The following is a 25,925-nucleotide window of genomic DNA, read 5'->3' on the forward strand; positions in this document are numbered from 1 at the left end:
CTGTGCCGCCGGAAATCAGGCGTCTATTTTTCTTTTTGCCGACATTGGCGCAGTCGCACCAAAATGGTACTTCGACCCGCTCAACCTCCCCTCGCGCAAGGCGCGGAGACGGTTCGAGCCCTCAACCAACGGCGTGTAAACGCGCGAAGCCCAGCGGAATGCCCATCCATGCACGCGATCACCCTCTCCGACGCCACCAACGTTGACCCCTCCGCCCTCGCCGACATCCGCGTCGAGGCGATGCGACCAAGCCTCGAAGCCGTCGGTCGCTTCGATCCGGAGAGGGCGCGCAACCGTTTCTTGGAAACCTACGACTCCCGCGACACGCGCGTTGTCTGGTCCGGCGAGGATCTGATTGGATTCTATGTCGTCCGCGACCGCTCCGACCATCTCTACCTTGATCACATCTACATCCGGCCAGACCATCAGGGCGGCGGCTTGGGCCGGCGCATCGTCCGCTCCGTTCAGGACCGGGCACGGGAGGCTGGCCTGCCGCTGCGCCTCATGGCGCTTCGCGACAGCCCTGCAAATGCGTTCTACATCTCGCTCGGATTCGGTCTGGAGAGCTCAGACGCGCTCGACAACTACTACACCTGGAACCCCGATTGATCTGCCTGCCCGAGAGGCACGCGTGACCCCCGGAGACCAGCCGTTGGTTCCATAGTGGTTCCACGACATCGCAAAAACAAAAGGACGCCCCGGAGGGCGTCCATTTTTTACTTACGTTTCAGTAAGATAGTGGTGCCGCTGAAGGGATTCGAACCCCCGACCCCATCATTACGAATGATGTGCTCTACCAGCTGAGCTACAGCGGCACGTCTTGGACCAGGGCGACAATCACCGGGGTGAAAACCGCCATCGTGCGGCGGGGCTATAACACCCCTCCGCGGCTTGGGAAAGTGCTATTTTCGCCCGAAACGCGGTGCCTCCGCTGGCGCGATGGCGGCCTCTTCCTCAGGCAGCACCTCTGCGTCAGGCACCTCGTTCACGCTGGCCGAGGCGCGGGTCTCGGGTTCCACCGGCTTCGCCGCCTCGGGGGCCGCGTAATCCGGATTCGGATCGGCGGGTGCGGGCACGTTCACCGCGTCGTCGATGCGACCCACGATCAGAGGCAACATGTGCTGCGACATCGGGGTCTGGTATTCCGTCGCGGGCGGCACTTTCCAGGCCAGCGTGTCGAAAGCCTGACAGTTTTCGCAGATCGGCACCCATTCCGCATGCACCTGATTGCAGTTCTCGCAGGTCCATTGCGGGCCACGCGGGGCACTGACAGCGCGGGTCAGCCAGCCCTTGACGATGGCATCGGCACTGCCCTCGCCACGCTCGATCGCGGCCATGATGGTCAGCGCACGGGCATCGGGGGCGACGACCGCCAGATCACCGAGGGCACGGCGCGCCTCGGGGAAATCCTCAGCACCGATGTTCAGCTCGGCCAGCAGCAGCCGTGTCTCGCGGTGCTCGGGCTGGATGCGCGTCAGGGTGCGAAAGCGTTTCAGGCGGGCCTCGGCGCTCTCGTCCGGCTCAAGGGCGGCAAAGGCGGCGGCGAGGTCGGGGTGCGGCAGCGCCTCCCAGGCCTTTTTCAGCACGCGCGTGGCGTATTTGATCTTGCCCTGCTCGGCATAGGCACGGGCGGCAAAGCAAGCGGCGGGGATCAGGTCGGGAGACAGGCGGTTAGCTTCGATCGCGGCTTCGCGGGCCTCGATGGAGCTGTTCTCGTCGATCACCGTCTTGGCCTCGCTCAGCGCCAGCACCGCGTCGCGGCGCTTGTGCACGTCGCGGGGCAGGGCGCCGGTGCGCAGCTTGGCCTTCAGCGTGGCGCGCGCACCCTGCCAGTCCTGGCTGCCGGCCTGCAGGCGCAGCAGGGTATCCTGCACCTCGACATGGCCGGGTTTCAGCGCAAAGGCCTTTTCGGCCAGCTTCATCGCCGTCTCGGTATCGCCCTCTTCCAGACGCTGCTTCATCAGCCCGCGCACCCCGACAAAGCGGGTGCGGTCATCGGCCAGCAGGCGCTTGTAGGCTTCCTCGCGCTTGCGCTTGTCGCCCGTCAGCTCCGCCGCCTGCGCGGTCAGCAGGTTGGTCATCTCGGGGCGGTCGAGGTAGCGTTCCGCCTTGTGCGCCTTGGCAATCGCCAGACGCCCCTCGCCCGAGGCCAGCGCCATCATGCCTTCGCTGAGGGCCTGCAGCCCCTTGCGTTCGCGGTTGCGGTCGAAATAGCGGGTCAGCGCGGTTTCGTCGCCGTTAATGAAGCGCAGCAGCGCCACCAACATGCCCACGACCTTGCTGATCACCCAGACCGCCGCGACCAGCAGCAACAGCGCAATCACCGCCTTGATGGGCGTCAGGTTATATTCATACGCCCCAAACGCGATCCGCACGCCACCTTCGAGGTCCAGCAGATAGCTCGCCCCCAGAGTGAGAGCGGCCACGATGACGACGAAAACGACGATTTTGACAAGCGACCATAGCATAGGGTGAAATCCTTAGTTCGTCTTGAAATCGGCCATCATCGCCTCTTGGGCGGTGACAGCTTCGGCCCGGCCCGACGCGAGGTCGATCCAGGGTTGTATTTCGCTCTTGGCGGTGTCGGGCAGGGCGGAAAGTTCGTCCAGCGCCTCGCTCAGCTGACCGTCGCGCAACTTGCCCTCGGCCCGCGACAGGATCGCGTCCGGGTCGTTGCCTTCGCGCGGGTTCAACGACCGCGCGCCCAGCTGGTTCTTGAGGAACGACACCACCGACGACGTATCGCCATTGTCGCGCGTCACCGCCAGCGCCTTGCGGGCATACTCGGGGAACTCGTCGCGCAGGCGGGCCATCGTGGCGACACCGGCGGCCGCGTGGCTGTCCAGCGGTGCCGGAATCTCGATCCCCAGATCCGCCAGCGTCTGGATCGGCGCCTCATAGGGGTCGCCCGCATCCAGCGACGACCCGATCCGCACGAGCGACGCGCGGATCTGCGTTTCGCGCGCCGTATTCGCCGCGTCGGCCTTCATCTCCTGCGACTGCGCGATCATGTCCTCGATCTCGCTCCGCTGGTCCTGCATCGCCTGTTGCAGCTTGGTCAGCTCGCCCTCATAGGCCTTGATCGCCTGATCCGAGACGCCCGTTTCAACAGGGCGCTTTTCGATCGCGGTCAGACGCGAGGTCAGGTTCGACAGGCTGGCGGCGTTCTGATCGGTGGCAGAGGACACATCCGCAACGCTGGATTTCAGCGCCGCCAGATCGCTGCCAAGGCTCTCAAGCCCCGACAGATCCGGCTCTGCCGTCACGCGCGACTGCAATTCGGCAATGGTGCGGGTGTTCTGGGCAAGGGCCGCAGACTGCTCCTCAACCTTGGTGCGCAGGTCCGCCGTGCCGCCGCCGCTCATGAACGGTGCGCCATCGGGATAGAGCGCCAGCGCCAGACCAAAGCCCAGCCCTGCCGCGATCACACCGCCCAGCAGCGCCGGAAAGAAGCCACCGCGCTTGACGACGACCCGTTCGACAACACGCTCGGCCGCGGGTTCAGCCGCACTCTTGGCCTTATTAGCGGCGGGTTTCGCCTTGCTGGAGGGGATGCTGCTCGCCATCACCGGCGCGGCATCCGCCGCATCTGTCTCACTGTCGCTGTCGCGCTCGGCCCCGAAGGTGGCGGCGTCGCTCTCGTCCATGGTGCGGGGATCATGGGTGGGGGCCGCCAGATCTGTGTCACCGGAGGTGGCCGTGATTGCAGCCTTCGCGGGGGCCCGTTCGATCGGCGCATCGCGCGGATCATGCAGCGGCGCGCGCAGGCTCACCTGTTCGGCCAGCGCTGTCTCGTCCGCCTCGGGAACCGCCTCGACCTCAGAGGCACCCTCGTGCACATCCTCGGCAGGCGCCGCCGTAGGGGCTGCGCTGGTATCGGCCACAGTCGGAGCAATCCCGGCCTTGTCTGTCTTGTCGTCGGTCTTCTTGGCCACGGATCAATCCTCTTCGATTCTCAAATAACGCAGCAAATACACTGGCAGCTTAGCCGCCACCCCCACGCGTCTCAAGTTGATGCGCTGCGGCGATAAGTCCAGTTATCACACCTAGCATTGTTTCGCCGCTGGGGTGGGCGGCAATTTCGACACGCTTGGTTTCCAAACCTTCAATCTCAGGGGAAATCATCGGACTGATCGCCGCGATGAGCAAGGGCGCATCGCCCCGCCAGGCCTGCGCAAACAGTCGCGCCGAACCGGGTGAGTATAATGGCGCCACTATCGGCGCGGCCCCCGCCATCGCTGCCAGAGCCTGCGGCGTCAGGGGGCGGGGCTGCTGGCGATAGGCCTCGACCCCCTGTGCGTTCAGGCCCGCGGCGCGCAAATCTGCCGCCAGATCACCGCGATGCTGCGCGCCACGCAGGTGCAACAGCGGCTGGCGTGGGGTGTCGCGCAGGATCAGCGCCCTGAGGTCATTCGCATCGCCATCAGCGGAAATCGCCTCATGACCAGCGGCTCGGGCGAGGTCTGCCGTCGCATTGCCCACGCAATAGGCACGCCGCGCGCCCCCCCTCCAGGCCCGCACGCCGTTGCGCGAGGTGAAGATCAGCGCGCTGTCGACGTCACGCCGCGCGATCTCCTCCAGCGCGGCCACATCGAACAGCACCTCCTGCAACGGCGAGATCACACAGCGCACATTGCTGGCACGCGCCGCGATATCTTCCGCCAGACGCTGCGCCTCGGCCTCGGGCCGGGTGATCAAGACCACGGGTTGCATGCCGTCCCCCTTTTGCGCCGCCCTGCACAGCAGATCCGCTGGCAGAGTTGTTTGCACGCTGTCGCGGTGTTACCTGCCCCTCAGGATTTTCGCAACGGACCGGCCATGACCCAAGACCTGATCTTCCTCGGCATCGAAAGCAGCTGTGACGATACCGGCGCCGCTGTCCTGCGCGGCCAGCCCGGGACCGCCCACGTGCTGTCGTCGGTCGTTGTCGGCCAGAACGACCTGCACGCGGCCTTCGGTGGCGTCGTGCCGGAAATCGCCGCCCGTGCGCATGCCGAAAAGCTCGACACCTGCGTGATCGAGGCGCTGGCGCAGGCCGGACTCACCCTGGCGCAGGTTGACGCCATTGCTGTCACCGCGGGCCCCGGCCTGATCGGAGGGGTCCTGTCCGGCGTCATGTGCGCCAAGGGGCTGGCCGTCGCGACAGGCAAGCCGCTGATCGGGGTCAACCACCTCGCCGGTCATGCGCTGACGCCGCGCCTGACCGATGGCATCGCCTTTCCCTACCTGATGCTGCTGGTCTCGGGTGGGCACTGCCAGTTCCTTATGGTGCGCGGCCCGCAGGATTTCACCCGCCTCGGCGGCACCATCGACGACGCCCCGGGCGAGGCCTTCGACAAGACCGCCCGCCTGCTGGCGCTGCCCCAGCCCGGCGGCCCCTCGGTCGAGGCCGAAGCGCTGAAGGGCGACCCCAAACGCTTTCCCTTCCCCCGCCCCCTACTGGACCGCGAGGGCTGTGACATGAGCTTTTCCGGCCTGAAAACCGCCCTTCTGCGCACCCGCGACAGCGTCATGGACGGCGATGCCCTGCGCATCGGCGACCGCGCCGACCTCTGCGCCGGGTTTCAGGCCGCCGTCGTCGACGTGCTGCGCGAAAAGACCCGCCGCGCGCTGGCGCTCTACCTCGCCGAGTCGCCAGCCCAGCCGACCCTCGCCGTCGCTGGAGGCGTCGCCGCCAACACCGCGATCCGCACCGCCCTGATGGATCTCTGTGCCGAGACGGGAACCACCTTCACCGCCCCGCCGTTGGCCCTGTGTACCGACAACGCCGCGATGATCGCCTACGCGGGGATTGAGCGGTTTGCCCTGGGAGAGGTGGACGACATGACCCTGATGGCCCGCCCGCGCTGGCCCCTCGACACCGCCAGCCCGTCGATGCTCGGCAGTGGCAAGAAAGGCGCCAAGGCATGATCTCCGTTCTTGGGGCAGGGGCCTTCGGCACCGCGCTCGCCGTCTCGATGCAGCGCGAAAGCGACGCGCGCACCGTCTGGCTCTGGGGCCGCAACGCCGACGTGATGGCCCAGATGCAAGCAAGCCGCGAAACCCCGCGCCTGCCCGGCGTCAGCCTGCCGGACGGGCTGACCTGTGCGTCGGACATGGCCTCGCTGCCAGCGCACGGCCCCATCCTGCTGGCCACCCCGATGCAGACCCTGCGCGCCCTGTTGACCACCCACGCGGCGCAGCTTTCGCACCGCACGCTGGTGATCTGCTGCAAGGGGATCGAGCTGTCGAGCGGCCTGCGCGCCTCTGAAGTGCTGGCCGAGGTGCTGCCCGACGCGACCCCCGCCACTCTGACCGGACCCAGCTTTGCCGCCGATATCGCGCGCGGCCTGCCGACCGCCCTGACGCTGGCCTGCGGCGACGCCAATTGCGCTGAAACCCTGCAAAATCAGCTCTCTACCCACAGCCTGCGGCTCTATAGCTCGACCGATATCATCGGCGCAGAGCTTGGCGGCGCGCTGAAAAACGTCATCGCCATCGCCTGCGGTGCCGCCATCGGCGCGGGTCTGGGTGAGAGCGCCCGCGCCGCCCTGCTGACCCGCGGCTACGCGGAAATGCAGCGTATGGCCGCCGCCCTCGGCGCCCAGCCCGAAACCCTCGCCGGGCTGTCGGGCTTCGGCGATCTGACGCTGACCTGCACGTCAGAGCAATCGCGCAACTACCGCTTCGGCGCCTCCATCGGGCGGGGCGAGGCCTTTGATCCCGCCGTCACGGTTGAGGGCGCGGCCACCGCCCGTGCCACCCATGACGTCGCCAAACGCCTCAACCTCGACATGCCCATCACCGCCGTTGTCACCGGTCTGGTCGAGGCGCGTCTTGACGTCGCCACCGCGATGGACATGCTGCTGTCACGACCGCTGAAAAAGGAATGACCCGATGCCCTTCGTCATGATCGCCCGCGACAAACCCGACTCCCTTTCCCTGCGTATGGCCACCCGCGACGCGCACCTCGCTTATGCCGAGGACACCGGCGTCGTGATGTTCGGCGGCCCGCTGCTGTCGGATGAGGGCGAGATGCGCGGCTCCATGGCCGTGCTCGACGTGGCGGACCGCGCCGCAGCGCTGGAGTGGTCGAAAAACGACCCCTACGCCAAGGCCGGCCTGTTCTCCGACGTCGAAATCTCGGCGTGGAAGCGGGTCATGGGCTGATGCGCTACTGGCTGTTCAAGACCGAACCCGGCACCTGGGGCTGGGACGATCAGCTGGCCAAGGGCGACGCGGGCGAGGAATGGGGCGGCGTGCGCAACTATCAGGCCCGCAATTTCATGCGCGAAATGGCTCTGGGCGACCGGGGCTTTTTCTATCACTCGGTGCACGAAAAGCGCGTCGTCGGCATCGTCGAGGTCTGCGCCACCTCGCACCCCGACAGCACGACCGACGATGCCCGCTGGGACTGCGTCGACATCAAAGCAGTGCGTTCGTTCACGACGCCCGTCACGCTGGACCAGATCAAGGACGACCGGCGCCTTGCCGACATGATCCTCGTGAAAAACTCCCGCCTCTCTGTGCAGCCGGTCACCCCCGAGGAATGGCAGCGCGTCTGCGACATGGGCCAGACCGACCCGGACTGACACAGCCCTTCGGCACAGACAGAGACGTAGATCCCAACGCCAGACCCGTCTCCACCCCAAACCGAAGTTCCGCCTGCAAACGCAACACCCCCACACAAACAGCGGCGGCGACGTGCCCCTCTGGGGGACACGTCGCACGGCGTTTTGCGGACGCACCAAAACGCTCTGCCGAATTTAAACGGAGAGTCGGCCTGACCCGTTACCCTCCGTCACCCCACGTGCTCCCTAAGCACCACACGTGTATCTGATCTGAAAGGTCCGGGCCTACATAGCCGTGAAACCTTGATACCTCGGCCGTCTCCATATAGCAAATTCGGAATACATAGAATGTGACCCATTTCCGAAAGGTTTTGGTAACCTCGACTCCCTCTCAGGCTGTCCCAACATGCGGAACGGTATGGAGTTCGGCGCCGCAATCCTTGCTGCAACGCAGCGAAAATGCGCCATTTTCCCGCTGAAAACCCTCTAAATCCCGAAATGCATGCCATTTCCGGCAAAACTCCATGACAAAGTGCCGCACCTCAAGGCAGTCTGGTGCCATGTAGCGTCACACGCTGCACGCGACCCAACTGAACATAACGGGGGACCGATCCGGCCCTGACCGGAGGGGACCCCCGAAAAAAAGGGGGAAGTCATGTCCAAGGAAATATTCGTCGTGGCCTATGAGGGCGCGGACGACAGCACGCTGCTCAACTACGCCATCGAACGGGCGCGAAAAGAGGATGCGACGCTACATATCGTCCATGTCCTCGAATGGTCGCCCTATACATTCCTCACCCCGCAGGAAGTCGAGGAACGCCACACCCGCCGCAAGCATGAAATGACGCGCGCCCGTGAGGCGATCATCGAGCCCGCCATCGCCATTGCCACCGCCGCCGGTGTCGAGGCGACCGGCGAGATGCGCTATGGTCAGGTGGTTGAGCTGATCGCCGCCACGGCCACCGCCAAGGGGGCCGCGATGATCTTTGTCGGGCGCTCGGGCTCCAATTCGATTTCGGCCCGTGTCTTCGGATCGGTCCCGCTGGGGCTGGCGCAGATTGCGCCCGTGCCCACCGTCATCGTCCCCTGAACAGAAAGGCCGACCCTCATGAAGACTCTTCACGCACTCACCGCGGCCACTGGTGCGGCCCTGATGGCAGCGCCCGCACAGGCCCAGTCCATTGACGCCACCATCAACCAGATGTTTGCCGACTATACCGGCTGGTACGTCAACCTCATCTTCGCCGACCTGCCGGGCACCAACTTTTCCTGGATCGCGCTCTGGCTGGTGGTCGGCGCGCTGGTGTTCACCGTCTACTTCGGCGCCATCCAGATCCGCGGCTTTGCCCACTCCATCGCGCTGGTCAAGGGCGACTACTCCGATCCCGATGACGCGGGCGAGGTCAGCCATTTTCAGGCGCTGGCCACAGCGCTGTCGGGCACCGTCGGCCTTGGCAATATCGCGGGTGTCGCGGTTGCCGTCGGCATCGGCGGACCGGGCGCAACCTTCTGGATGGTGATCGCCGGCCTCTTCGGCATGGCGAGCAAGTTCACCGAGTGTACGCTGGGGGTGAAGTATCGTAACGAATACCCCGATGGCCACGTCTCGGGCGGGCCGATGTACTATATCACCAAGGGCTTCAAGGAACGCGGCCTGCCCGGTGGGCGCGTCATGGCGGTGGTGTTCTGCGTCTTCACCATCCTCGGCGCCCTCGGCGGCGGCAACATGTTCCAGTCGAACCAGGCCCACGCCCAGTTGGCGGGGATCTTCGGCGATTACCCCGGCTGGATCACCGGCATCGTCCTGGCGGTGGTGACCTTTGCCGTCATCGTCGGCGGCATCAAGTCCATCGCTCAGGTGACGGAAAAGATCGTGCCCTTCATGGGGGTTTTCTACGTCGTCGTGTCGCTGATCATTCTGGCGATGAACTATCAGATGATCGGCTGGGCCTTCGGTCAGATCTTCATGGGCGCCTTTACCGGCCTCGGCGTGGTCGGCGGCTTTACCGGCGCGCTGATCCAAGGCTTCCGTCGTGCCGCCTTCTCCAACGAAGCGGGCATCGGTTCGGCCGCCATTGCCCACTCGGCCGTGCGCACGAAAGAGCCTGTGACCGAGGGCTACGTCGCCCTGCTTGAGCCCTTCATCGACACCGTCGTCATCTGCACCATGACCGCGCTGGTCATCGTCATCACCGGCGTGCTGAACGTCGATGCCGACACCGGCCTCTATATCTGGAACGCCGAGGCGGGCCGCATCTCGACCGAGGGCGAGGTCTCCGGCGTCGCCCTGACCTCTGCCGCCTATGCGCGGGCGTTTTCGTGGTTCCCCTACCTGCTGGCCATCGCGGTGGTGCTCTTCGCCTTCTCGACGATGATCTCCTGGAGCTACTATGGCCTGAAAGCCTGGACCTACCTCTTTGGCGAGGGCAAGGTGATCGAGACGGCCTTCAAGGTGATCTTCTGCCTGTTCATCGTCATCGGCGCGGCGGCCAACCTCGGCCCCGTGATCGACTTCTCTGATGCAATGCTCTTCTCGATGGCGATCGTGAACATCATCGCGCTCTACTTCCTGATGCCGATCGTCAAGCGAGAGCTGAACAGCTACATCCGCCGCCTGAAATCCGGCGAGATCAAGCGCTTCAAGCACTGAGGCTTGCGGCAAAAAACGAAAGGCCCCGCATTATCTGCGGGGCCTTTTTTATGTCCAACGGGGCAGGTGGCCCCGAGGATCAGTAGCGGTAGTGTTCCGGCTTGAACGGGCCATCCGGCGTGACACCGATATAGGCCGCCTGCTCCGGGGTCAGCTTGGTCAGCTTGGCACCGACGCGCGCCAGGTGCAGGGCTGCAACCTTCTCGTCCAGATGCTTGGGCAGAACGTAGACTTCGTTCTTGTACTGGTCGCCCTTGGTCCACAGCTCGATCTGCGCCAGCGTCTGGTTGGTGAAGGACGCCGACATCACGAAGGACGGGTGGCCGGTGGCATTGCCGAGGTTCAGCAGACGCCCCTCGGACAGCAGGATGATGCGGGCGCCCGAAGGCATCTCGATCATGTCCACCTGGTCCTTGATGTTGGTCCACTTGTGGTTCTTCAGGCTGGCGACCTGGATCTCGTTGTCGAAGTGACCGATGTTGCCGACAATCGCCATATCCTTCATCGCGCGCATATGCTCGATCCGGATGATGTCCTTGTTGCCGGTGGTGGTGATGAAGATGTCGGCGCTATCGACGACCTCTTCCAGCAGAACCACCTCAAACCCGTCCATCGCGGCCTGAAGCGCACAGATCGGATCGGCCTCGGTCACTTTCACACGCGCGCCAGCCCCCGACAGCGACGCCGCCGAGCCTTTGCCCACATCGCCGTAACCGCAAACGACGGCAACCTTGCCGGCCATCATGGTGTCAGTGGCGCGGCGGATACCGTCGACCAGCGATTCCTTGCAGCCGTACTTGTTGTCGAACTTCGACTTGGTGACGGAGTCGTTCACGTTGATCGCAGGGAAGGGCAGGTGGCCGCTTTTCTGCAGTTCATAGAGACGGTGCACACCCGTGGTGGTTTCTTCCGAAACACCCTGAATGGCCTCGCGCTGCTTGGTGAACCAGCCGGGCATGGCCGCCATACGCTTTTTGATCTGCGCGAAGAGGAAGGTTTCTTCCTCGCTCTGCGGGGTCTCGATCAGATCGGTTTCGCCGGCTTCGACGCGGGCACCGATCAGGATGTACATCGTGGCGTCGCCACCATCATCCAGGATCAGGTTGCAGGTGCCTTCGGGGAAATCAAAGATCTTGTCGGCGTAGTCCCAATATTCTTCCAGCGTCTCGCCCTTGATGGCGAACACCGGCGTGCCGCCTTCGGCAATCGCCGCGGCAGCATGGTCCTGGGTCGAGAAGATGTTGCAGCTCGCCCAGCGAACCTCGGCCCCCAGAGCGACAAGCGTTTCGATCAGTACAGCCGTCTGGATCGTCATGTGAAGCGACCCGGCAATCCGCGCGCCCTTCAGGGGCTGAGCTTCGCCGAACTCCGAACGCAGCGCCATCAGGCCCGGCATTTCGGTCTCCGCGATGTCCAGTTCCTTCCGTCCGTAGGCGGCGAGGTTAATGTCCTTTACGATGTAGTCCTGGGTCATGTAGTCCGTTCTCCTGGTGGGTCGGTCCCTAGCCGGGATATCAGTTGCCCGAAAGCTCGACAATGGCAGGTCCGGATATGTACCGCCACAGCATGACGAAGGTGTAAACATGAAGCAAGCCAGAGCATGGCAACGCATGTTGTCCGGGCGCAGGCTCGATTTGCTGGATCCGACGCCCTTCGACATCGAGATCGAGGATATCGCTCACGGTCTGGCCTTCGTGGCCCGCTGGAACGGTCAGACCCATGGCGACTATGCCTATTCCGTCGCCGAACATTCGCTGCTGGTGGATGCGCTGTTTTGCCGCCTCAACCCCGGTGCCAAAGCCGCAGAACGCCTCACCGCGCTGCTGCACGACGCCCCCGAATATGTGATCGGCGACATGATCTCGCCCGTGAAGGCCGCCATCGGGCCCGAATATGACGTCCTCGACAAGCGCCTCGCCGCCGCGATCCACATCCGCTTCGGTCTGCCCGCGTCCACGCCCAAGACCCTCAAGACCCGCATCAAGAAGGCCGACCGCGTCTCTGCCTGGATGGAGGCCACCCAGATCGCCGGGTTCTCGGAAGCCGAGGCGAGCAAGTTTTTCGGCCGCCCCGACGCCGCCGTGATCGACGGGCTGAGCATCGTTCTGCGCCCCGCCTCCGAGGTACGCGCCGATTTCACCGCCCAGCACGCCCACCTGATGGAGCAGATGACATGACCACAATCCTCACCCGCCGCGCCGGGGTGCTCGACTGCGCCGCCCTCGCTGACCTGCTGAACGAGGTGATCGCGCAGGGTGGCACCACCGCCATGCTCGCCCCCGTGACGCGCGATGATCTGGCTGCCTGGATGGCGCGCAGCGACCGCGCCGTCTGGACCCTGGCCGAGGACGAGGCAGGCACGCTGCTCGGCTTTCAATGGATCGAACCGCACGCCCAGCACGGGGACAAGGTTGGCCAGATCGGCACCTATGCCCGCATCGGCAAGACCGGCCTCGGCATCGGCTCGGCACTGTTCGAGGCGACCAAGACCGGCGCGCGTGCCGAGGGCTATGCTTGGATCAACGCCGAGATCCGCGCCGACAACACCGGCGGGCTGATCTATTACCAGAGCCGTGGGTTTGAGGATTATGGCCGGATCAAGGACTACGCCCTGTCCGATGGCACCCACGTCGACAAGGTGCTCAAGCGCTACGATCTGTGAGAGGCGCGATTTTCGCACCGTTCACTTACCGCCGGAATACCGACCGGATACCGACATCCCGATTTGGGGTATTTAGCGGGGCGAACGCTTGGCCAGAATCCGTTGCAGGGTGCGGCGGTGCATGTTCAGCCGACGCGCCGTTTCGGACACGTTGCGATCACACAGCTCATAGACCCGCTGGATATGTTCCCAGCGCACCCGGTCCGCGCTCATCGGGTTTTCCGGCGGCGGGGGCAGGGCATCGCCAAGCGCCAGCAGGGCATTGGTGATATCCGTCGCATCCGTCGGCTTGGAGAGATAGTCCGTCGCGCCGATCTTGACCGCCGCCACGGCAGTTGCAATCGCACCATAGCCGGTCAGCACAACCACCCGGCAATCGGGCCGCGTCTCGCGCAGAACCTCAACCACGTCGAGGCCGTTGCCATCCTCAAGCCTCAGATCACAAACGGCAAATCGCGGTGGGCGGGCCTTGGCCAGCGCCTTGCCTTCCGCGACCGAGCCTGCGGTCTGCACGTCAAATCCGCGCTTTTCCATGGCCTTGGCGAGGCGTTTCAGGAACGGCTCGTCATCATCGACAAGCAGCAAAGTCTTGTCGTCGCCGATATCCAACTGGTCATCCATATGCGCCACGCCTTCCTAAATCGCGCGCGGTACTCCGACCTGCGGAGCAACGGCGCTTACCCTAAGGTAGTAAGCGCGATGTGCGCTGTCGTCAAACCTCTCGCCCTCAGGACGCAGCGTCGATAAAGCACGCCATTTGCGCCGCCATCTGCTCTGCGGAGAGGTCCCGGCGGTAGAAATCCGCAAGACCGCGCCCCGGGAACATGAGGTAAGAAAATGTCGAATGATCAACAAGATAGTAGTCCTTGTCCGCCGGATCTTCGGGGACGTTGATCTTGTAATAGCTGCGGTAGGCCTGGCTTGCGGCCCGCAGCTCTGCGTCACTTCCACTCAGGCCCAGCAGGCGCGGGTGCAGATAGTCGGTGAACTGCTTCAGGTGCTCGGGCGTGTCGCGGCCCGGGTCGACCGAGATGAAGACCGGCGTCACCTCTTTGCCCTGTTGTTCAAGGATTTCCACGGCTTGCACATTGCGCGAAAGATCCATCGGGCAGACATCCGGGCAGTAGGTATAGCCGAAATAGATCAGCGTCGGCCCGGTGATCACATCCGCGTCAGTGACCGTCTTTCCGGTCTCGTCGACCAGCGTGAACGGCCCACCGATCTGCCCCGCTCCGCCCGCGACCGTCGTGCCCCGGCAAGCGGCAAAGGCATCCTGAGTGCCCTGCCGCGACGCATACCACAAGCCGCCGGTCAGCCCGACAATCGCAGCCACGGCGGCGATAGCGTATAGGCGCAACATATGGGCCTTCCTCACTTGCGATTGCCTGATGGTGGTACAACACCTATCAATCAGGGCACCAAATGCAATGTGACGCGTTGCGCCAAACCGCAAAAGGCCGCCCATGACCGACACCGATTTTCCGATCCAGAAGGGCCAGAACCGCGGCAACTGGATCCGGCTCAGAACCCTTATTCTATTGCGTTGGGGGGCCATCACAGGACAACTATCCGCCCTGCTGGTCGCAGCCGAGGTCTATCACCTGACGCTGCCCTATGGCTTGTGTTTCTTCGTCGTCGGCATCTCGGTCATCGGCAACCTGGTGGCCAGCGTGATCTTCCCCGAAAGCAAGCGCCTGACCGAGGCAGAGAACCTGCTGATGGTGCTGTTCGACCTGCTGCAACTTGGGCTTCTGCTGTACCTCACCGGGGGTCTGCACAATCCGTTTTCCATCCTGATCGTCGGGCCGGTGACCGTGTCCGCCGTGGCGCTGACAGCCCGGTCCTCGCTGTTCGTCGGCTCGACCGCCATCGTCCTTGTGACCCTGCTGTCCGAGTTCCACCTGTCGCTGCGCACCGAGGATGGCAACGTCCTCGAAGTGGCCGAACTGTTCCTGTTCGGAAACTGGTTAGCCATTGTGATCGCTGTTATTTTCCTCGGCATCTATTCTCGCTGGATCGCGACCGAGATGCATTCGATGTCCGACGCCCTGCAAGCTACCCAGATGGCCTTGGCCCGCGAACAGAAGCTGACCGACCTCGGCGGTGTGGTCGCTGCCGCCGCGCATGAATTGGGCACGCCCCTGGCCACCATCAAGCTGACCTCGGCCGAGCTGATAGACGAGCTGGACGATCAGCCTGAGCTGCAGGAAGACGCACGCCTGATCCGCGATCAGGCGGATCGGTGCCGCGATATCCTGCGCTCCATGGGGCGCGCCGGAAAGGACGACTTGCACATGCGTCAGGCGCCCCTGTCGACGGTGATCGAGGAAGCCGCCGAACCACACCGAGAGCGCGGCAAGCTGATCCACTTCACCCATGGCGACGGCAGCGACCTGCCCCCCGCGATCCTGCGTCAACCTGAGCTGATCCACGGCTTGCGCAATCTGGTGCAGAACGCCGTAGACTTCGCCAATGGCAACGTCTGGGTCGACAGCTCCTGGGACGAGACTGAGATTTCAGTGCGCATCATGGACGACGGCCCCGGCTATTCGCCGACGGTTCTGGGGCGGATCGGAGACCCCTTCATGCGTCGTCGTCGCATGGCCTCGGATGGCCACGCCCGCCCTGAATATGAAGGCATGGGTCTGGGCCTGTTCATCGCAAAAACCCTGCTCGAACGCACCGGGGCCGAGCTGACCTTTGCCAATGGCAGCGACGATGCGCTGGATAGCCCGGAGATCGAGACCGAGCGCACCGGCGCCATCGTCGAGGTGACATGGCCCCGCAGAAAGATCGATGTCCCCGCAGGCGAGGCCTCTCAGCCGCTTGGAGAAAATATTCCAATTCGCTGATACTGTCGCAAAATAACCGGAAATGTGCTAAACTCAGACACAATTAAGGATTTATTTACCACTTCAGTGCCACTCCATTGGTAGAATTGTTGGAGCCTGCTGTGATCCTCGACACCGGCACACATCTGGCTGGACTGAGCCTTTACGAGATACTGATGGCGGTCGCGCTGAGCATCGTTCTGTCACTGCTCAGCCTTGGCCTGATCGCCGTTCTCACGCGGCGCGGGTCGCTTGAGCGGGCCGGGACAGGTGATGTTGCGGCCATGACCACCTCGGTTTTTCTGTTCGATGAACAGCGGCTGGTCTCCGCCCCGTCGGAATGGCGCGAGCATCTTGAAACCTTCGGTCACGATGCCTCGGACTGGGAGGTCTTGCGCCAGCTGCTGCTCCCCCGCTTCCCCGGAATGCCCGAACTGCCTGAACTCGCTACGGACGAACTGTTTCGCAGCCTGAACGCTCGCTACTCTGGCGACAGCGGGGTTCTGCGCTTGCGGCAGGTCGGCCACCGGCTGCGTGTGACCCTGCGCGAAACCGAGGCGGGCAGCCTCGTTCATCTGCACACGGCCCAGCTGAACGGCCAGCGGCTGGACCAGATGACCGCGCTGGTCGAATACTTGGCGATCCCGATCTGGACGATGAACACCAATGGTCAGGTGCTGCGCAAGAACGCTGCCTACCGGGCGCTGGAGGAGCAACTGGAGGGGTCGTCCGACGTCAATGTGCCGCTGGTGCGCAATACCGAGGCCGCAACGGATCGCCCGGTTTTCACCTATCGGATCATGCTCGACCCGCGCGGCCGCCTGCCAGAGCGCTGGTTTGATGTCTCCGCCCGCCGCATCGAGGATGGCTGGCAATGCTCAGCGCAGGACGTGACAGCGCTGGTGCGGGCCGAGCTTGCACAGCGCAATTTTGTCCAGACCCTGACAAAGACCTTCGCACAATTGTCGACCGGCCTTGCGATCTTCGACCGGGATCGCCAGCTGATCCTGTTCAATCCGTCTCTGGTCGATCTGACCTCGCTATCGCCGGAGTTCCTGACGTCCCGGCCGGCTCTGTCGCATTTTTTCGACCACCTGCGCGATCAGCGCATCATGCCGGAGCCCAAGAATTATGCCTCCTGGCGCGAGCAGCTGAGCGCGCTGGTCAGTGCCGCCGCCGATGGTCGCTATCAAGAAACCTGGAGCCTGCCCTCCGGCGCCACGTACCGGGTCACGGGCCGGCCACACCCCAATGGCGCTATCGCGTTTCTGTTTGAAGATATCAGCGACGAAATCGCGATGACCCGGCGCTTCCGCCAGCAGCTCTCGTTGTCCCAGTCGGTGCTGGATGCCATCACCGACCCGATCGTCATTTTCGATGCACAGGGGCTGATGAGCTATTGCAACGCTGCCTACCGACGCCTGTTCCAGATTGAACCGCAAGAGGATCTGTCCGGCATCGTGATCCGAGATGCACACCGTATGTGGTGTCGCAAGGCCTCCGACGCAGCAGGTCTTGGGGAGTTGCTGGAGAGATTGCTGACCCGGCCCGATCGACTGGACTGGAAGCACACAATGCACTTTCGCGACGCCGGAGAAGTGTCCTGCAGCGTGGTACCGCTGGTCTCAGGCGCCTGCATGGTCAATTTCGGCCTCATGCGGGTCCCCTCTGTTCCCGTGGATACCGCTGCGGAATAGCCGCGCCGGACTGGCTACTGCCATATCCCGCTTGCGACGGGTCAGGGGCGCGGTAATGTCGCGCCATGAGCAGTCACACATTCCAGATACGGGCCACACTCGCCTCACCAGAGGCGACATGCGCCTTCGCGCAGCGGCTTGGCGCGCGCCTGAAGCCCGGCGACGTGATCCTGCTGTCGGGCGGCATCGGAGCCGGCAAGACGCATTTCGCACGCTGTCTGATCCAGTCGATCCTTGTCGCACCCGAGGACGTTCCCTCGCCCACGTTCACCTTGGTGCAGGAATATGACACGCAGAATGGTCCGCTCTGGCACGCCGATCTCTATCGCCTGTCGGACCCGCTGGACGCCGTCGAACTGGGGCTGGAGGACGCTTTTGAGCAGGCGATCTGCCTGATCGAGTGGCCCGACCGTCTTGGCGATCTGGCGCCGACTGAGGCGCTGCGCATCGACTTTAGCGTCGACGCAGTTCATGACGAGGCGCGAAACCTGCTGATCGACGGCCCTGCTGGCGCACAGACACTCATCAAAAAGGCACTGGCAGATGGATAGAACCGGGCAAAAACTGCACTTCGTCTCGACAACAGACTGGGCCGACGCCCGGATCGTTCCCCTCGCAGGCGACGCCTCGATGCGAAAGTACGACCGCTTGCACAAGGCCGACGGGCGCACAGCCGTGCTGATGGACGCCCCACCCGATAAGGGAGAGGACGTCCGGCCCTTTCTAAGCATTGCGCGCCACTTGCTGAGCGTAGGACTTTCCGCTCCGCAAATCCTTGCGAAAGATGAAGAAAACGGCTTTCTGCTGATCGAAGACCTCGGCGACGCGCTCTATGCCCGTGTCGTAGTGGAGCAACCCGAGCTAGAGACGACGCTTTACGAAGCTGCTGCTGAGGCGCTGGTCGCACTGCATCAAGGACCCTCGCCAGAGGGACTGAAGGCCTACGACCCCGCGACGATGACCCAGCTCAGCTCTCTCGCCTATATCTGGTATCAGGAAGGGGTCACCGGGAAAGATCCTGTGGGTCTTGAGGCTTTCACAGGCATGTTCGACCCCGCTCTGCAGGAGACGACTGGCACCCCAGAGGTTGTGATCCTGCGGGATTATCACGCTGAAAACCTGCTGTGGCTACCAGATCGTCAGGGCATTGCCCGCGTCGGGCAGCTCGACTTTCAGGACGCAATGCTCGGCCACCGGGCCTATGACCTCGTCTCGCTGCTGCAAGACGCCCGCCGCGATGTTCCGCCTGCACTGGAAGAGGCGATGATTGCCCATTTCATCGCGTCATCCGGGGCAGAGCCTGTTGCCTTTCGTCGCGCCTATGACATGCTGAGCGTGCAGCGCAACCTGCGCATTCTGGGCGTCTTTGCACGCCTTTGCATGCGCGACGGTCGTCCGCACTACGTTGATTTCATTCCGCGCGTCTGGGGCTACCTGATGCGCAGTCTTGAGCGTGAGGGAATGGTGGATGTGCGCCAGCGTCTGCTGAACGACCTTCCCACGCCGACACCTCAAGCCCTTCAAGCACTGAAAGAAAAATGCGCCACACGCCCGCTTCCCTGATGCTGTTCGCCGCCGGGTACGGAACCCGGATGCGCCCTCTGACAGACACGCTCCCGAAGCCCCTGATCGAGGTTGCGGGCAAGCCGCTGCTGACCCATGCGATGGAGCAGGTCGCCCACATGCCCGACCTGAAGGTCGTGGCCAATGCGCACTACAAGGCGGATCAGATCGTCGACTATTTCGCTGGCACGGGCGTCATGGTGAACCGCGAGGCGCCCGATCTGCTCGACACTGGGGGAGGATTGCGCAATGCGCTGCCGCTTCTGGGGGATGGTCCGGTTTTCACCATGAACACGGATGCAGTCTGGAACGGGCCGTCTGCTCTGGAGTGCCTGGCACAGGCATGGGACCCAGAGCGTATGGACGCGCTGCTGCTGGGCGTGCCCCCTGAGCATGCACTTGGTCACGCGGGGCAGGGCGATTTCAGCGTCGACGCCGAGGGGCGCGCAGCGCGCGGACCGGGCCTGATCTATTCCGGCGTTCAGATCCTGCAGACGAAAGAGCTGCTGGAGATCGAGGACTCTGTGTTTTCACTCAACGCGCTCTGGGATCGGATGATCGTGCGCGAGCGGCTGTTCATCCTGCCCTATCCCGGTCAGTGGTGCGATGTCGGGCGCCCTGAAAATATCGCCATGGCCGAAGCCATGCTGCGGGGCGAGGATGTTTGAACGCTCCGAGACGCCGCGCCTGTTCGGCATCCCTCCCGGCGCCGATTTCCCGAAAGAACTGCTGCGCGGGCTGAACGCGCGGATGCAGGGCCGTCCTCCGCACGAGGTGGCGCGGGTTCAACTGGTGGTCAACACCCGCCGCATGGCGCGACGCATGCGCAGCATTTTCGATGCCGGTCCGCCTGCGCTGCTGCCCCAGGTCCTGCTGCTGACGGACCTGAAGGGCGCGGAGCCGATCCCACCCTCGATCTCTCCCATACGCAGGCGTCTGGAGCTGATCCGTCTGCTGTCCGCCTTGCTCGATGCCGAACCGGATCTGGCCCCCCGCGCCGCGCTCTATGATCTTGCCGACAGTCTGGCCAAGCTATTGGACGAGATGCAGGGCGAAAACGTGACGCCTGCGGACATCGCCCGGCTTGATGTCACCGACATGTCTGGCCACTGGGCGCGCAGCCTGCGGTTTCTCGACATCGTCAACAGCATTCCCCGCGACGGCGACATGCCCGATCCAGAGCAACGCCAGCGACGTGTCGTGGAATCGCTGGTAGCCGAGTGGCAGGCGCACCCGCCGCAGCATCCGATCATTCTGGCAGGCTCAACAGGGTCGCGCGGTGCGACGCATCTGCTGATGCAGGCCGTCGCCCGCCTGCCGCAGGGCGCGGTCGTCCTGCCCGGCTATGACGAACATGTCCCCGAGGCGATCTGGCAGCGGCTAGATGAGCCTCTGACGGGCGAGGATCACCCGCAGTTCCGCTTTCGCAAACTGATGCTGGGGCTGGGATTGGAACCCTCGGACGTTACCCCCTGGGTCGACGACGTGCCCTGCAACACGGCGCGCAACCGGCTGGTGTCGCTGGCCATGCGCCCCGCCCCCGTGACGCACCAGTGGCTTGAGGAAGGCCCGGCCCTCGGCGATCTCGACACGCCGACGCGCGACATCACATTGGTTAAAGCCACATCCCCGCGCGCCGAGGCGATGGCGATTGCGCTGCGTCTGCGCAAGGCCGCCGAGGATGGCCAGATGGCTGCCCTGATCACGCCTGATCGGATGCTGACACGTCAGGTCAGCTCGGCGCTCGGTCGCTGGGGCATCGTGCCAGACGACTCCGCAGGCACTCCTCTGCAGGTGACACCGCCGGGGCGCCTGCTGCGTCAGGTCGCCCGCCTGTTCATCGCGCCGCCGAACGCGGTCGACCTGCTGGCCCTGCTCAAGCACCCGCTGACCCACTCTGGCGCCAAGCGCGGTCCGCATCTCGATCTGACCCGGAAGCTTGAGATCTACCTGCGCCGTCACGCCCGCCCGATGCCCGACACCGACGATCTGCTGGCCTTCGCGGCCCGTCAAAGCGGGGAGTTCGCGCCGCTTTGGGCCGAGTGGCTGTGCACCCATGTCTTTGACGCCGCCGCGCCCGAGCCGATCCCTCTGGCGAGCCGCGTCATCAACCACATCGCGCTCGCCGAGATAGTTTCGCGTGGCTGTATCGAGGACGCCACCGGCACGATCTGGGACAAGGATGCGGGCATCGAGGCGCAGCGCATCATGGCGACACTGGCCGAGGACGCCGCCTATGGCAGTGACTTTGCCGCGCGCGATTACGGCGATCTGGTTGGCGCGATCATCGCCAATGGTGAGGTTCGCAACCCCGAGGAGCCGCACCCTCATATCCTGATCTGGGGCACGCTGGAGGCGCGCGTTCAGGGCGCCGATCTGGTGATCCTCGGCGGTCTGAACGAGGGCAGCTGGCCCGAGGCGCCGACGCCCGACCCCTGGCTGAACCGCCAGATGCGGAAGGACGCCGCCCTGTTGCTGCCCGAACGCCGCATCGGTCTTTCGGCGCATGACTTTCAGCAGGCGATCGCCGCGCGGGAGGTCTGGCTCAGCCGTTCCATCCGCTCGCAGGACGCAGAAACCGTGCCCTCGCGCTGGCTGAACCGTCTGACCAACCTGCTGAGCGGCCTGCCCGATGCCGGCCCAGAAGCGCTGCGCAGGATGGAGGCGAAGGGCAATGACTGGCTGGCCATGGCCCGCCTCATCGAGACACCCTTCACCGCGCCCCCGGCCACGCGCCCCGCGCCCTGTCCGCCCGTCGACGCCCGCCCGAGGGAGCTTTGGGCCACCGACATCCGCAAGCTGATCCGCGACCCCTACGCGATTTATGCCAAGCGCATCCTGCGCCTGTCGCCGATGAACCCACTGATGCGCGAACCCGATGCGCTGATGCGTGGCATCGTCAGTCACGAGGTAATCGAGGCCTTCGTGAAAGGCGTCTGCGAGGATGGCCTGCCCAACACCCCCGAAGCGCTGCTGCAGATCGCCAGCGAGGTACTGGAGCGCGAGGTGCCCTGGGGCGAGGCGCGGGTTCTCTGGCACGCCCGTCTGGGCCGCATTGCGGGCTGGTTCACCGCGCATGAGGCCGCACGCCAGATGGAGGCAGCGCAGATCCAGTATGAACAGGTCGGCAAGGCGATGATCGCGGGTCTCGGCTTTACCCTCGCCGCCAAGGCGGACCGGATCGATCTTGACCATGCCGGCCGGGTGCATCTGTTCGATTACAAGACCGGCATGCCGCCCTCAAAGGATCAGCAGGCGCTGTTTGACAAGCAGCTGCTGCTGGAATCCGCGATTGCCGAGCGTGAAGGCTTTGGCACCATGGGCCCGCGCACCGTCGCACGAGCGGTCTACATCGGCCTCGGCTCCAACCCGGTGGAGGCACCGGCACCGCTGGACGAAAACTCGCCCGGACAGGTGTGGGAGGAGTTCACCGAGCTGGCCCGCGCCTGGCTGGAGCCGACCCGCGGCTATACCGCCCGGCGCGCCATGTTCGACATGAACGACACCAGCGACTACGACCTGCTGTCGCGCCATGGCGAATGGGACGTGACGCAGGACCCCGACAAGAGGACCGTCGAATGATCGCCCGCGACCCCGCCTCCGCCCGCCAGATCCAGGCCGCGCTGCCCGACCGCTCGACCTGGCTGTCGGCCAACGCAGGCTCGGGCAAGACCCGCGTGCTGACCGACCGTGTGGCGCGGCTGCTGCTGGATGGCGTGTCGCCGCAGAATGTGCTCTGCCTGACTTATACCAAGGCCGCCGCGTCCGAGATGCAGAACCGGCTGTTCCAGCGCTTGGGCGAATGGGCGATGCTGGCGGACGACGCGCTGCGCAAGGCGCTGGCCCGGCTGGGGGTCGAGGATGAGATCGACAGCCGCCGTCTGGCCCGCGCGCGCACGCTGTTCGCCAGCGCAATCGAGACGCCCGGCGGGCTGAAGATCCAGACCATCCACTCGTTCTGTGCCGCGCTGCTGCGTCGCTTTCCGCTGGAGGCCGGAGTCAGCCCGCAGTTTCAGGAAATGGAGGACCGCAACGGCACCATCCTGCGCGACGAGGTGATCCAGAAGATCGCAGAGGGGCCCCATGCCGCCATACTGGAACGCGTCGCCTACCTTCTGACCGACGAGACGTTTCGCGGCCTGACGCAGGAGGTCGCGAAGCATCAGGACCTCTTCGCCCAGCCCCTCGACATCACCGCGGTCGAGGCGGCGCTGAACCTCGCCCCAGGCCTGACGACGCAGGACGTGCTGGACAACGCCTTCACCGAGGCCGATCTGGCGTTCCTTCCCAGCCTGATAGAGATGCTGCGCGCAGGCACGACCAAGGGCGATGCAAGCGCGCTCGAGATGCTGTCGCAGATCGACACCCGCTCACTCTCTGCGCTGGAAGTGCTTGAGGACCGGTTCCTGACCAAGTCCGGCAAGGCGCCCTTCACCCCGACGAAATTTCCCGGCAAGGACGCCAAGGCCGCCCACCCCCACCTTGTGCCCCAGATCGAGGACTGGCAGATCCGCGTGTCAGAATGGCGTGACACCCGCGTCGCCATCGCCGCCCGGGACAAGGCACTGGCTCTGCATGATTTCGCCCGCGTTTTCCTGCCCGCTTATGCGGCGGCGAAAGAGGCGCGCGGCTGGCTGGATTTCGACGACCTGATCCTGCGCACCCGTGACCTGCTGACCAATACCGTGGTCTCGCAATGGGTGCTCTGGCGGCTCGACGGTGGCATCGACCATATCCTTGTTGACGAGGCGCAGGATACCTCGCCCGTGCAATGGCAGGTGGTTTCGGCCTTGGCGCGGGAGTTCACCTCGGGCGCTGGCGCGCGCGACGACGTGATGCGCACGATCTTCGTGGTCGGCGACAAGAAGCAGTCGATCTATTCCTTTCAGGGCGCTGACCCCAGCGAATTTGATCGGATGCGCGACACCTTCGCCGACAGCCTGCGCCACACCGGCGAGCCTCTGCAATCGCTTGAGCTTGAGTATTCCTTCCGCTCCGCCTCGACCGTGCTGAACCTTGTGGACCGGGTGTTCGACGGGCGCGATGCGGCGGGCTTTACCACCGACCAGCGCCACCGTGCCTTCAAGGCGGCGATGCCGGGGCGCGTTGACCTCTGGCCTCTGGTCGAGAAATCCAAGGACAAGGACGAACGCGACTGGTTCGATCCCGTCGATTTGCTGGCCGCCACCGACCATAACGTCATGCTGGCGAAACAGATAGCCGAGTCGATCCGGGATATGCTGAGCTCCGGTCAAACCATCCCCGAAGAGATCGGCCATACGGGAACGTATGCACGCCGCCCGGTGCGGGCCGGCGATATCATGATCCTGGTGCGCCGTCGCTCAACCGTGTTCAACGAGCTGATCCGTGCCTGCAAAAAGGCCGACCTGCCGATCGCTGGGGCAGACCGCCTGAAAGTCGCCGCCGAGCTTGCTGTGCGCGACATTGGGGCGCTGCTGAGCTTTCTCGCGCTTCCAGAGGATGACCTGTCGCTGGCCTCGGTCCTGAAATCGCCGCTGTTTGGTTGGGACGAACAGGCGCTCTACGACCTTGCGCACAAACGCGGCGACCACAAACGCCTGTGGGAAGCGATGAAGCTGCGCGCGACGGAATACCCCGCCACCTTCGCGATGCTGACCGATCTTCAGGAACAGGCCGACTTCCTGCGCCCCTATGACCTGATCGAACGCATCCTGACCCGGTTCGAGGGACGGCGCAAACTGCTGGGCCGTCTGGGCGAGGAGGCCGCCGATGGCATCGACGCTCTACTAGATCAAGCGCTGGTTTATGAGCGGACCGAGGTGCCCAGCCTGACCGGCTTTCTGGTCTGGATGGAGGCCGACGCGCTGGAGATCAAACGCCAGCTCGACAGTGCCGGGGACCAGATCCGCGTGATGACGGTGCACGGCTCCAAGGGGCTGGAGAGCCCCATCGTGATCCTGCCCGAAACACTGATCTCGGCCCCGCGGTTCGACGACAAGATCGTGCCAGCGGGGACCGTGCCGCTATGGTCGGTGTCGCAAACCGAAGCCCCCGCCGCGTATCGCACCCTGCGCGAGGAGAAGATCGAGAGGCTGTCACAGGAACGCGACCGCCTGCTCTACGTCGCCATGACGCGCGCCGAAAAGTGGCTGATCGTCGCCGGGGCGGGGACCGAGGGCAAATCCGGCAACGATTGGTACAGCCGCATCCGCGAGGCGATGATCGAAATGGGGGCAGGCGAGCATGACCACCCCGGCGGCCAGGGTCTGCGGCTGGAAAACGGCGACTGGGACGGGCTGGAGCTGGACGTGCCAGCGCCCATCGTCACGACCCAGCCGGTGCTGGAGGCCTGGGCGACCGACAAAGCGCCGCGCGCCGAGGGCGAGGCGAAAACCCTCAGCCCGTCCAACTTGGGCGGCACCAAGGCGCTACCGGGCGAGGCCGGGCTGGACGAGGACGCCGCCAAGAAGCGTGGCCGTCAGGTCCACCTCTTGCTCGAACATCTGCCTCTGCTGGAGCCTGCGGACTGGGCGGCCGAGACAGATACCCTACTTGAAACCGGCCCGGACGCGGCGGGAGAGGCCGAGCGCACCCTGCTGCTGCAAGAGGCCAGCCGCGTTCTGACCAGCGCCGCGACAAGGCCGTTCTTTGAGGGCACTGCCCTCGCCGAAGTATCGATCACCGCGGCCCTGCCAGAGCTGGGCGGGCAGCGCATTCACGGCACCATCGACCGGCTGATCGTGGCCGACGATCATATCCTTGCCGTCGATTTCAAGACCAATGCGGTTGTTCCCGACACGATAGCTGACGTCCCGACGGGTTTGCTACGGCAGATGGGCGCCTATGCCTCGGCGCTGTCGCAGATCTATCCTGACCTGCCGATCCGCACGGCAATCCTGTGGACGCGCAACGCAACCCTGATGCACCTGCCGCACGATATTGTCATAGCAGCCCTGCAAGAGAGCACCCCCGCTTGACCGCCGACCGGGG

The 25,925-nt window shown here is 64.5% G+C and carries 22 protein-coding genes and 1 tRNA gene; 16 read left to right on the forward strand and 7 right to left on the reverse strand.

Annotated features, from left to right (window positions below):
• The first annotated feature begins 168 nt into the window (after positions 1 to 168).
• Positions 169 to 609, forward strand: a complete 441-nt coding sequence (locus F3W81_RS14955; RefSeq protein ID WP_226941700.1) for a GNAT family N-acetyltransferase — start codon at positions 169 to 171, stop codon at positions 607 to 609.
• 130 nt (positions 610 to 739) lie between these two features.
• Here F3W81_RS14955 and F3W81_RS14960 read toward each other — a convergent pair.
• The 4 genes from F3W81_RS14960 to F3W81_RS14975 all read right to left on the reverse strand — a co-directional run bounded on the left by F3W81_RS14960 (position 740) and on the right by F3W81_RS14975 (position 4,713).
• Positions 740 to 815: transfer RNA gene (locus tag F3W81_RS14960), tRNA-Thr, on the reverse strand.
• Between the two features lie 87 nt (positions 816 to 902).
• The gene (locus tag F3W81_RS14965) at positions 903 to 2,468 is read right to left on the reverse strand and encodes a heme biosynthesis protein HemY (RefSeq protein ID WP_193079922.1); all 1,566 of its coding nucleotides are present in this window, start codon (positions 2,466 to 2,468) and stop codon (positions 903 to 905) included.
• 12 nt (positions 2,469 to 2,480) lie between these two features.
• Complete coding sequence (locus F3W81_RS14970) at positions 2,481 to 3,935, reverse strand: COG4223 family protein (protein WP_193079923.1); 1,455 nt, start codon at positions 3,933 to 3,935, stop codon at positions 2,481 to 2,483.
• A 49-nt stretch (positions 3,936 to 3,984) separates the two neighbouring features.
• A complete protein-coding gene (locus tag F3W81_RS14975; protein WP_193079924.1) occupies positions 3,985 to 4,713 on the reverse strand; it encodes a uroporphyrinogen-III synthase in 729 nt (242 codons plus the stop codon).
• Between the two features lie 105 nt (positions 4,714 to 4,818).
• Between F3W81_RS14975 and tsaD the strand changes: the two genes are divergently transcribed.
• The 6 genes from tsaD (at position 4,819) to F3W81_RS15005 (ending at position 10,200) form a co-directional block, all read left to right on the forward strand.
• A complete protein-coding gene (gene tsaD / locus F3W81_RS14980) occupies positions 4,819 to 5,910 on the forward strand; it encodes a tRNA (adenosine(37)-N6)-threonylcarbamoyltransferase complex transferase subunit TsaD (protein ID WP_193079925.1) in 1,092 nt (363 codons plus the stop codon).
• The gene (locus tag F3W81_RS14985) at positions 5,907 to 6,872 is read left to right on the forward strand and encodes an NAD(P)H-dependent glycerol-3-phosphate dehydrogenase (RefSeq protein ID WP_193079926.1); all 966 of its coding nucleotides are present in this window, start codon (positions 5,907 to 5,909) and stop codon (positions 6,870 to 6,872) included. The genes tsaD and F3W81_RS14985 overlap by 4 nt, the downstream gene beginning before the upstream one ends.
• Positions 6,873 to 6,876: 4 nt before the next feature.
• On the forward strand, positions 6,877 to 7,149 hold the full coding sequence (locus F3W81_RS14990; protein ID WP_193079927.1) for a YciI family protein: 273 nt from the start codon (positions 6,877 to 6,879) through the stop codon (positions 7,147 to 7,149).
• Positions 7,149 to 7,571, forward strand: a complete 423-nt coding sequence (locus tag F3W81_RS14995) for an EVE domain-containing protein (protein ID WP_193079928.1) — start codon at positions 7,149 to 7,151, stop codon at positions 7,569 to 7,571. The genes F3W81_RS14990 and F3W81_RS14995 overlap by 1 nt, the downstream gene beginning before the upstream one ends.
• 634 nt (positions 7,572 to 8,205) lie before the next feature.
• On the forward strand, positions 8,206 to 8,640 hold the full coding sequence (locus tag F3W81_RS15000) for a universal stress protein (protein WP_193079929.1): 435 nt from the start codon (positions 8,206 to 8,208) through the stop codon (positions 8,638 to 8,640).
• 18 nt (positions 8,641 to 8,658) lie between these two features.
• Entirely contained in the window at positions 8,659 to 10,200 is a 1,542-nt protein-coding gene (locus F3W81_RS15005; protein WP_193079930.1) for an alanine/glycine:cation symporter family protein, read from the forward strand.
• A gap of 79 nt (positions 10,201 to 10,279) precedes the next feature.
• Here the strand turns inward: F3W81_RS15005 and ahcY are convergent, their stop codons facing one another.
• Positions 10,280 to 11,674, reverse strand: a complete 1,395-nt coding sequence (ahcY, locus tag F3W81_RS15010; protein WP_193079931.1) for an adenosylhomocysteinase — start codon at positions 11,672 to 11,674, stop codon at positions 10,280 to 10,282.
• A 109-nt stretch (positions 11,675 to 11,783) separates the two neighbouring features.
• Between ahcY and F3W81_RS15015 the strand changes: the two genes are divergently transcribed.
• Both F3W81_RS15015 and F3W81_RS15020 read left to right on the forward strand, forming a co-directional pair.
• The gene (locus tag F3W81_RS15015) at positions 11,784 to 12,377 is read left to right on the forward strand and encodes an HD domain-containing protein (protein ID WP_193079932.1); all 594 of its coding nucleotides are present in this window, start codon (positions 11,784 to 11,786) and stop codon (positions 12,375 to 12,377) included.
• Positions 12,374 to 12,862 carry a GNAT family N-acetyltransferase gene (locus F3W81_RS15020; protein ID WP_193079933.1) on the forward strand — a complete coding sequence of 163 codons (489 nt, stop codon included), beginning with the start codon at positions 12,374 to 12,376 and terminating at the stop codon, positions 12,860 to 12,862. The genes F3W81_RS15015 and F3W81_RS15020 overlap by 4 nt, the downstream gene beginning before the upstream one ends.
• 72 nt (positions 12,863 to 12,934) lie before the next feature.
• On the opposite strand, the gene F3W81_RS15025 is transcribed toward F3W81_RS15020, so the two are convergent.
• Positions 12,935 to 13,483 (reverse strand): ActR/PrrA/RegA family redox response regulator transcription factor, encoded by a 549-nt coding sequence (locus F3W81_RS15025; RefSeq protein ID WP_193079934.1) that lies wholly within the window; start codon positions 13,481 to 13,483, stop codon positions 12,935 to 12,937.
• 106 nt (positions 13,484 to 13,589) lie between these two features.
• On the reverse strand, positions 13,590 to 14,222 hold the full coding sequence (locus F3W81_RS15030) for an SCO family protein (protein WP_193079935.1): 633 nt from the start codon (positions 14,220 to 14,222) through the stop codon (positions 13,590 to 13,592).
• Between the two features lie 103 nt (positions 14,223 to 14,325).
• Between F3W81_RS15030 and regB the strand changes: the two genes are divergently transcribed.
• From regB to addA, 7 genes are all read left to right on the forward strand, one after another.
• Entirely contained in the window at positions 14,326 to 15,714 is a 1,389-nt protein-coding gene (regB, locus tag F3W81_RS15035; protein WP_193079936.1) for a sensor histidine kinase RegB, read from the forward strand.
• A gap of 101 nt (positions 15,715 to 15,815) precedes the next feature.
• On the forward strand, positions 15,816 to 17,390 hold the full coding sequence (locus F3W81_RS15040; RefSeq protein ID WP_193079937.1) for a PAS-domain containing protein: 1,575 nt from the start codon (positions 15,816 to 15,818) through the stop codon (positions 17,388 to 17,390).
• Between the two features lie 65 nt (positions 17,391 to 17,455).
• Positions 17,456 to 17,941 (forward strand): tRNA (adenosine(37)-N6)-threonylcarbamoyltransferase complex ATPase subunit type 1 TsaE, encoded by a 486-nt coding sequence (gene tsaE / locus F3W81_RS15045; RefSeq protein WP_193079938.1) that lies wholly within the window; start codon positions 17,456 to 17,458, stop codon positions 17,939 to 17,941.
• Positions 17,934 to 18,953, forward strand: coding sequence for an aminoglycoside phosphotransferase family protein (locus tag F3W81_RS15050; RefSeq protein ID WP_193079939.1), 1,020 nt, complete (start codon positions 17,934 to 17,936; stop codon positions 18,951 to 18,953). Before tsaE ends, F3W81_RS15050 begins: the two co-directional genes overlap by 8 nt.
• Positions 18,929 to 19,621 (forward strand): nucleotidyltransferase family protein, encoded by a 693-nt coding sequence (locus F3W81_RS15055; RefSeq protein WP_193079940.1) that lies wholly within the window; start codon positions 18,929 to 18,931, stop codon positions 19,619 to 19,621. Before F3W81_RS15050 ends, F3W81_RS15055 begins: the two co-directional genes overlap by 25 nt.
• Positions 19,614 to 22,535, forward strand: coding sequence for a double-strand break repair protein AddB (addB, locus tag F3W81_RS15060; RefSeq protein ID WP_193079941.1), 2,922 nt, complete (start codon positions 19,614 to 19,616; stop codon positions 22,533 to 22,535). Before F3W81_RS15055 ends, addB begins: the two co-directional genes overlap by 8 nt.
• Positions 22,532 to 25,912 (forward strand): double-strand break repair helicase AddA, encoded by a 3,381-nt coding sequence (gene addA / locus F3W81_RS15065; RefSeq protein WP_193079942.1) that lies wholly within the window; start codon positions 22,532 to 22,534, stop codon positions 25,910 to 25,912. Before addB ends, addA begins: the two co-directional genes overlap by 4 nt.
• Positions 25,913 to 25,925: the final 13 nt, after the last annotated feature.

Origin of the sequence: Pseudooceanicola spongiae, assembly GCF_014899185.1 — a bacterium.
Classification (GTDB): Bacteria; Pseudomonadota; Alphaproteobacteria; order Rhodobacterales; family Rhodobacteraceae; genus Pseudooceanicola; species Pseudooceanicola spongiae.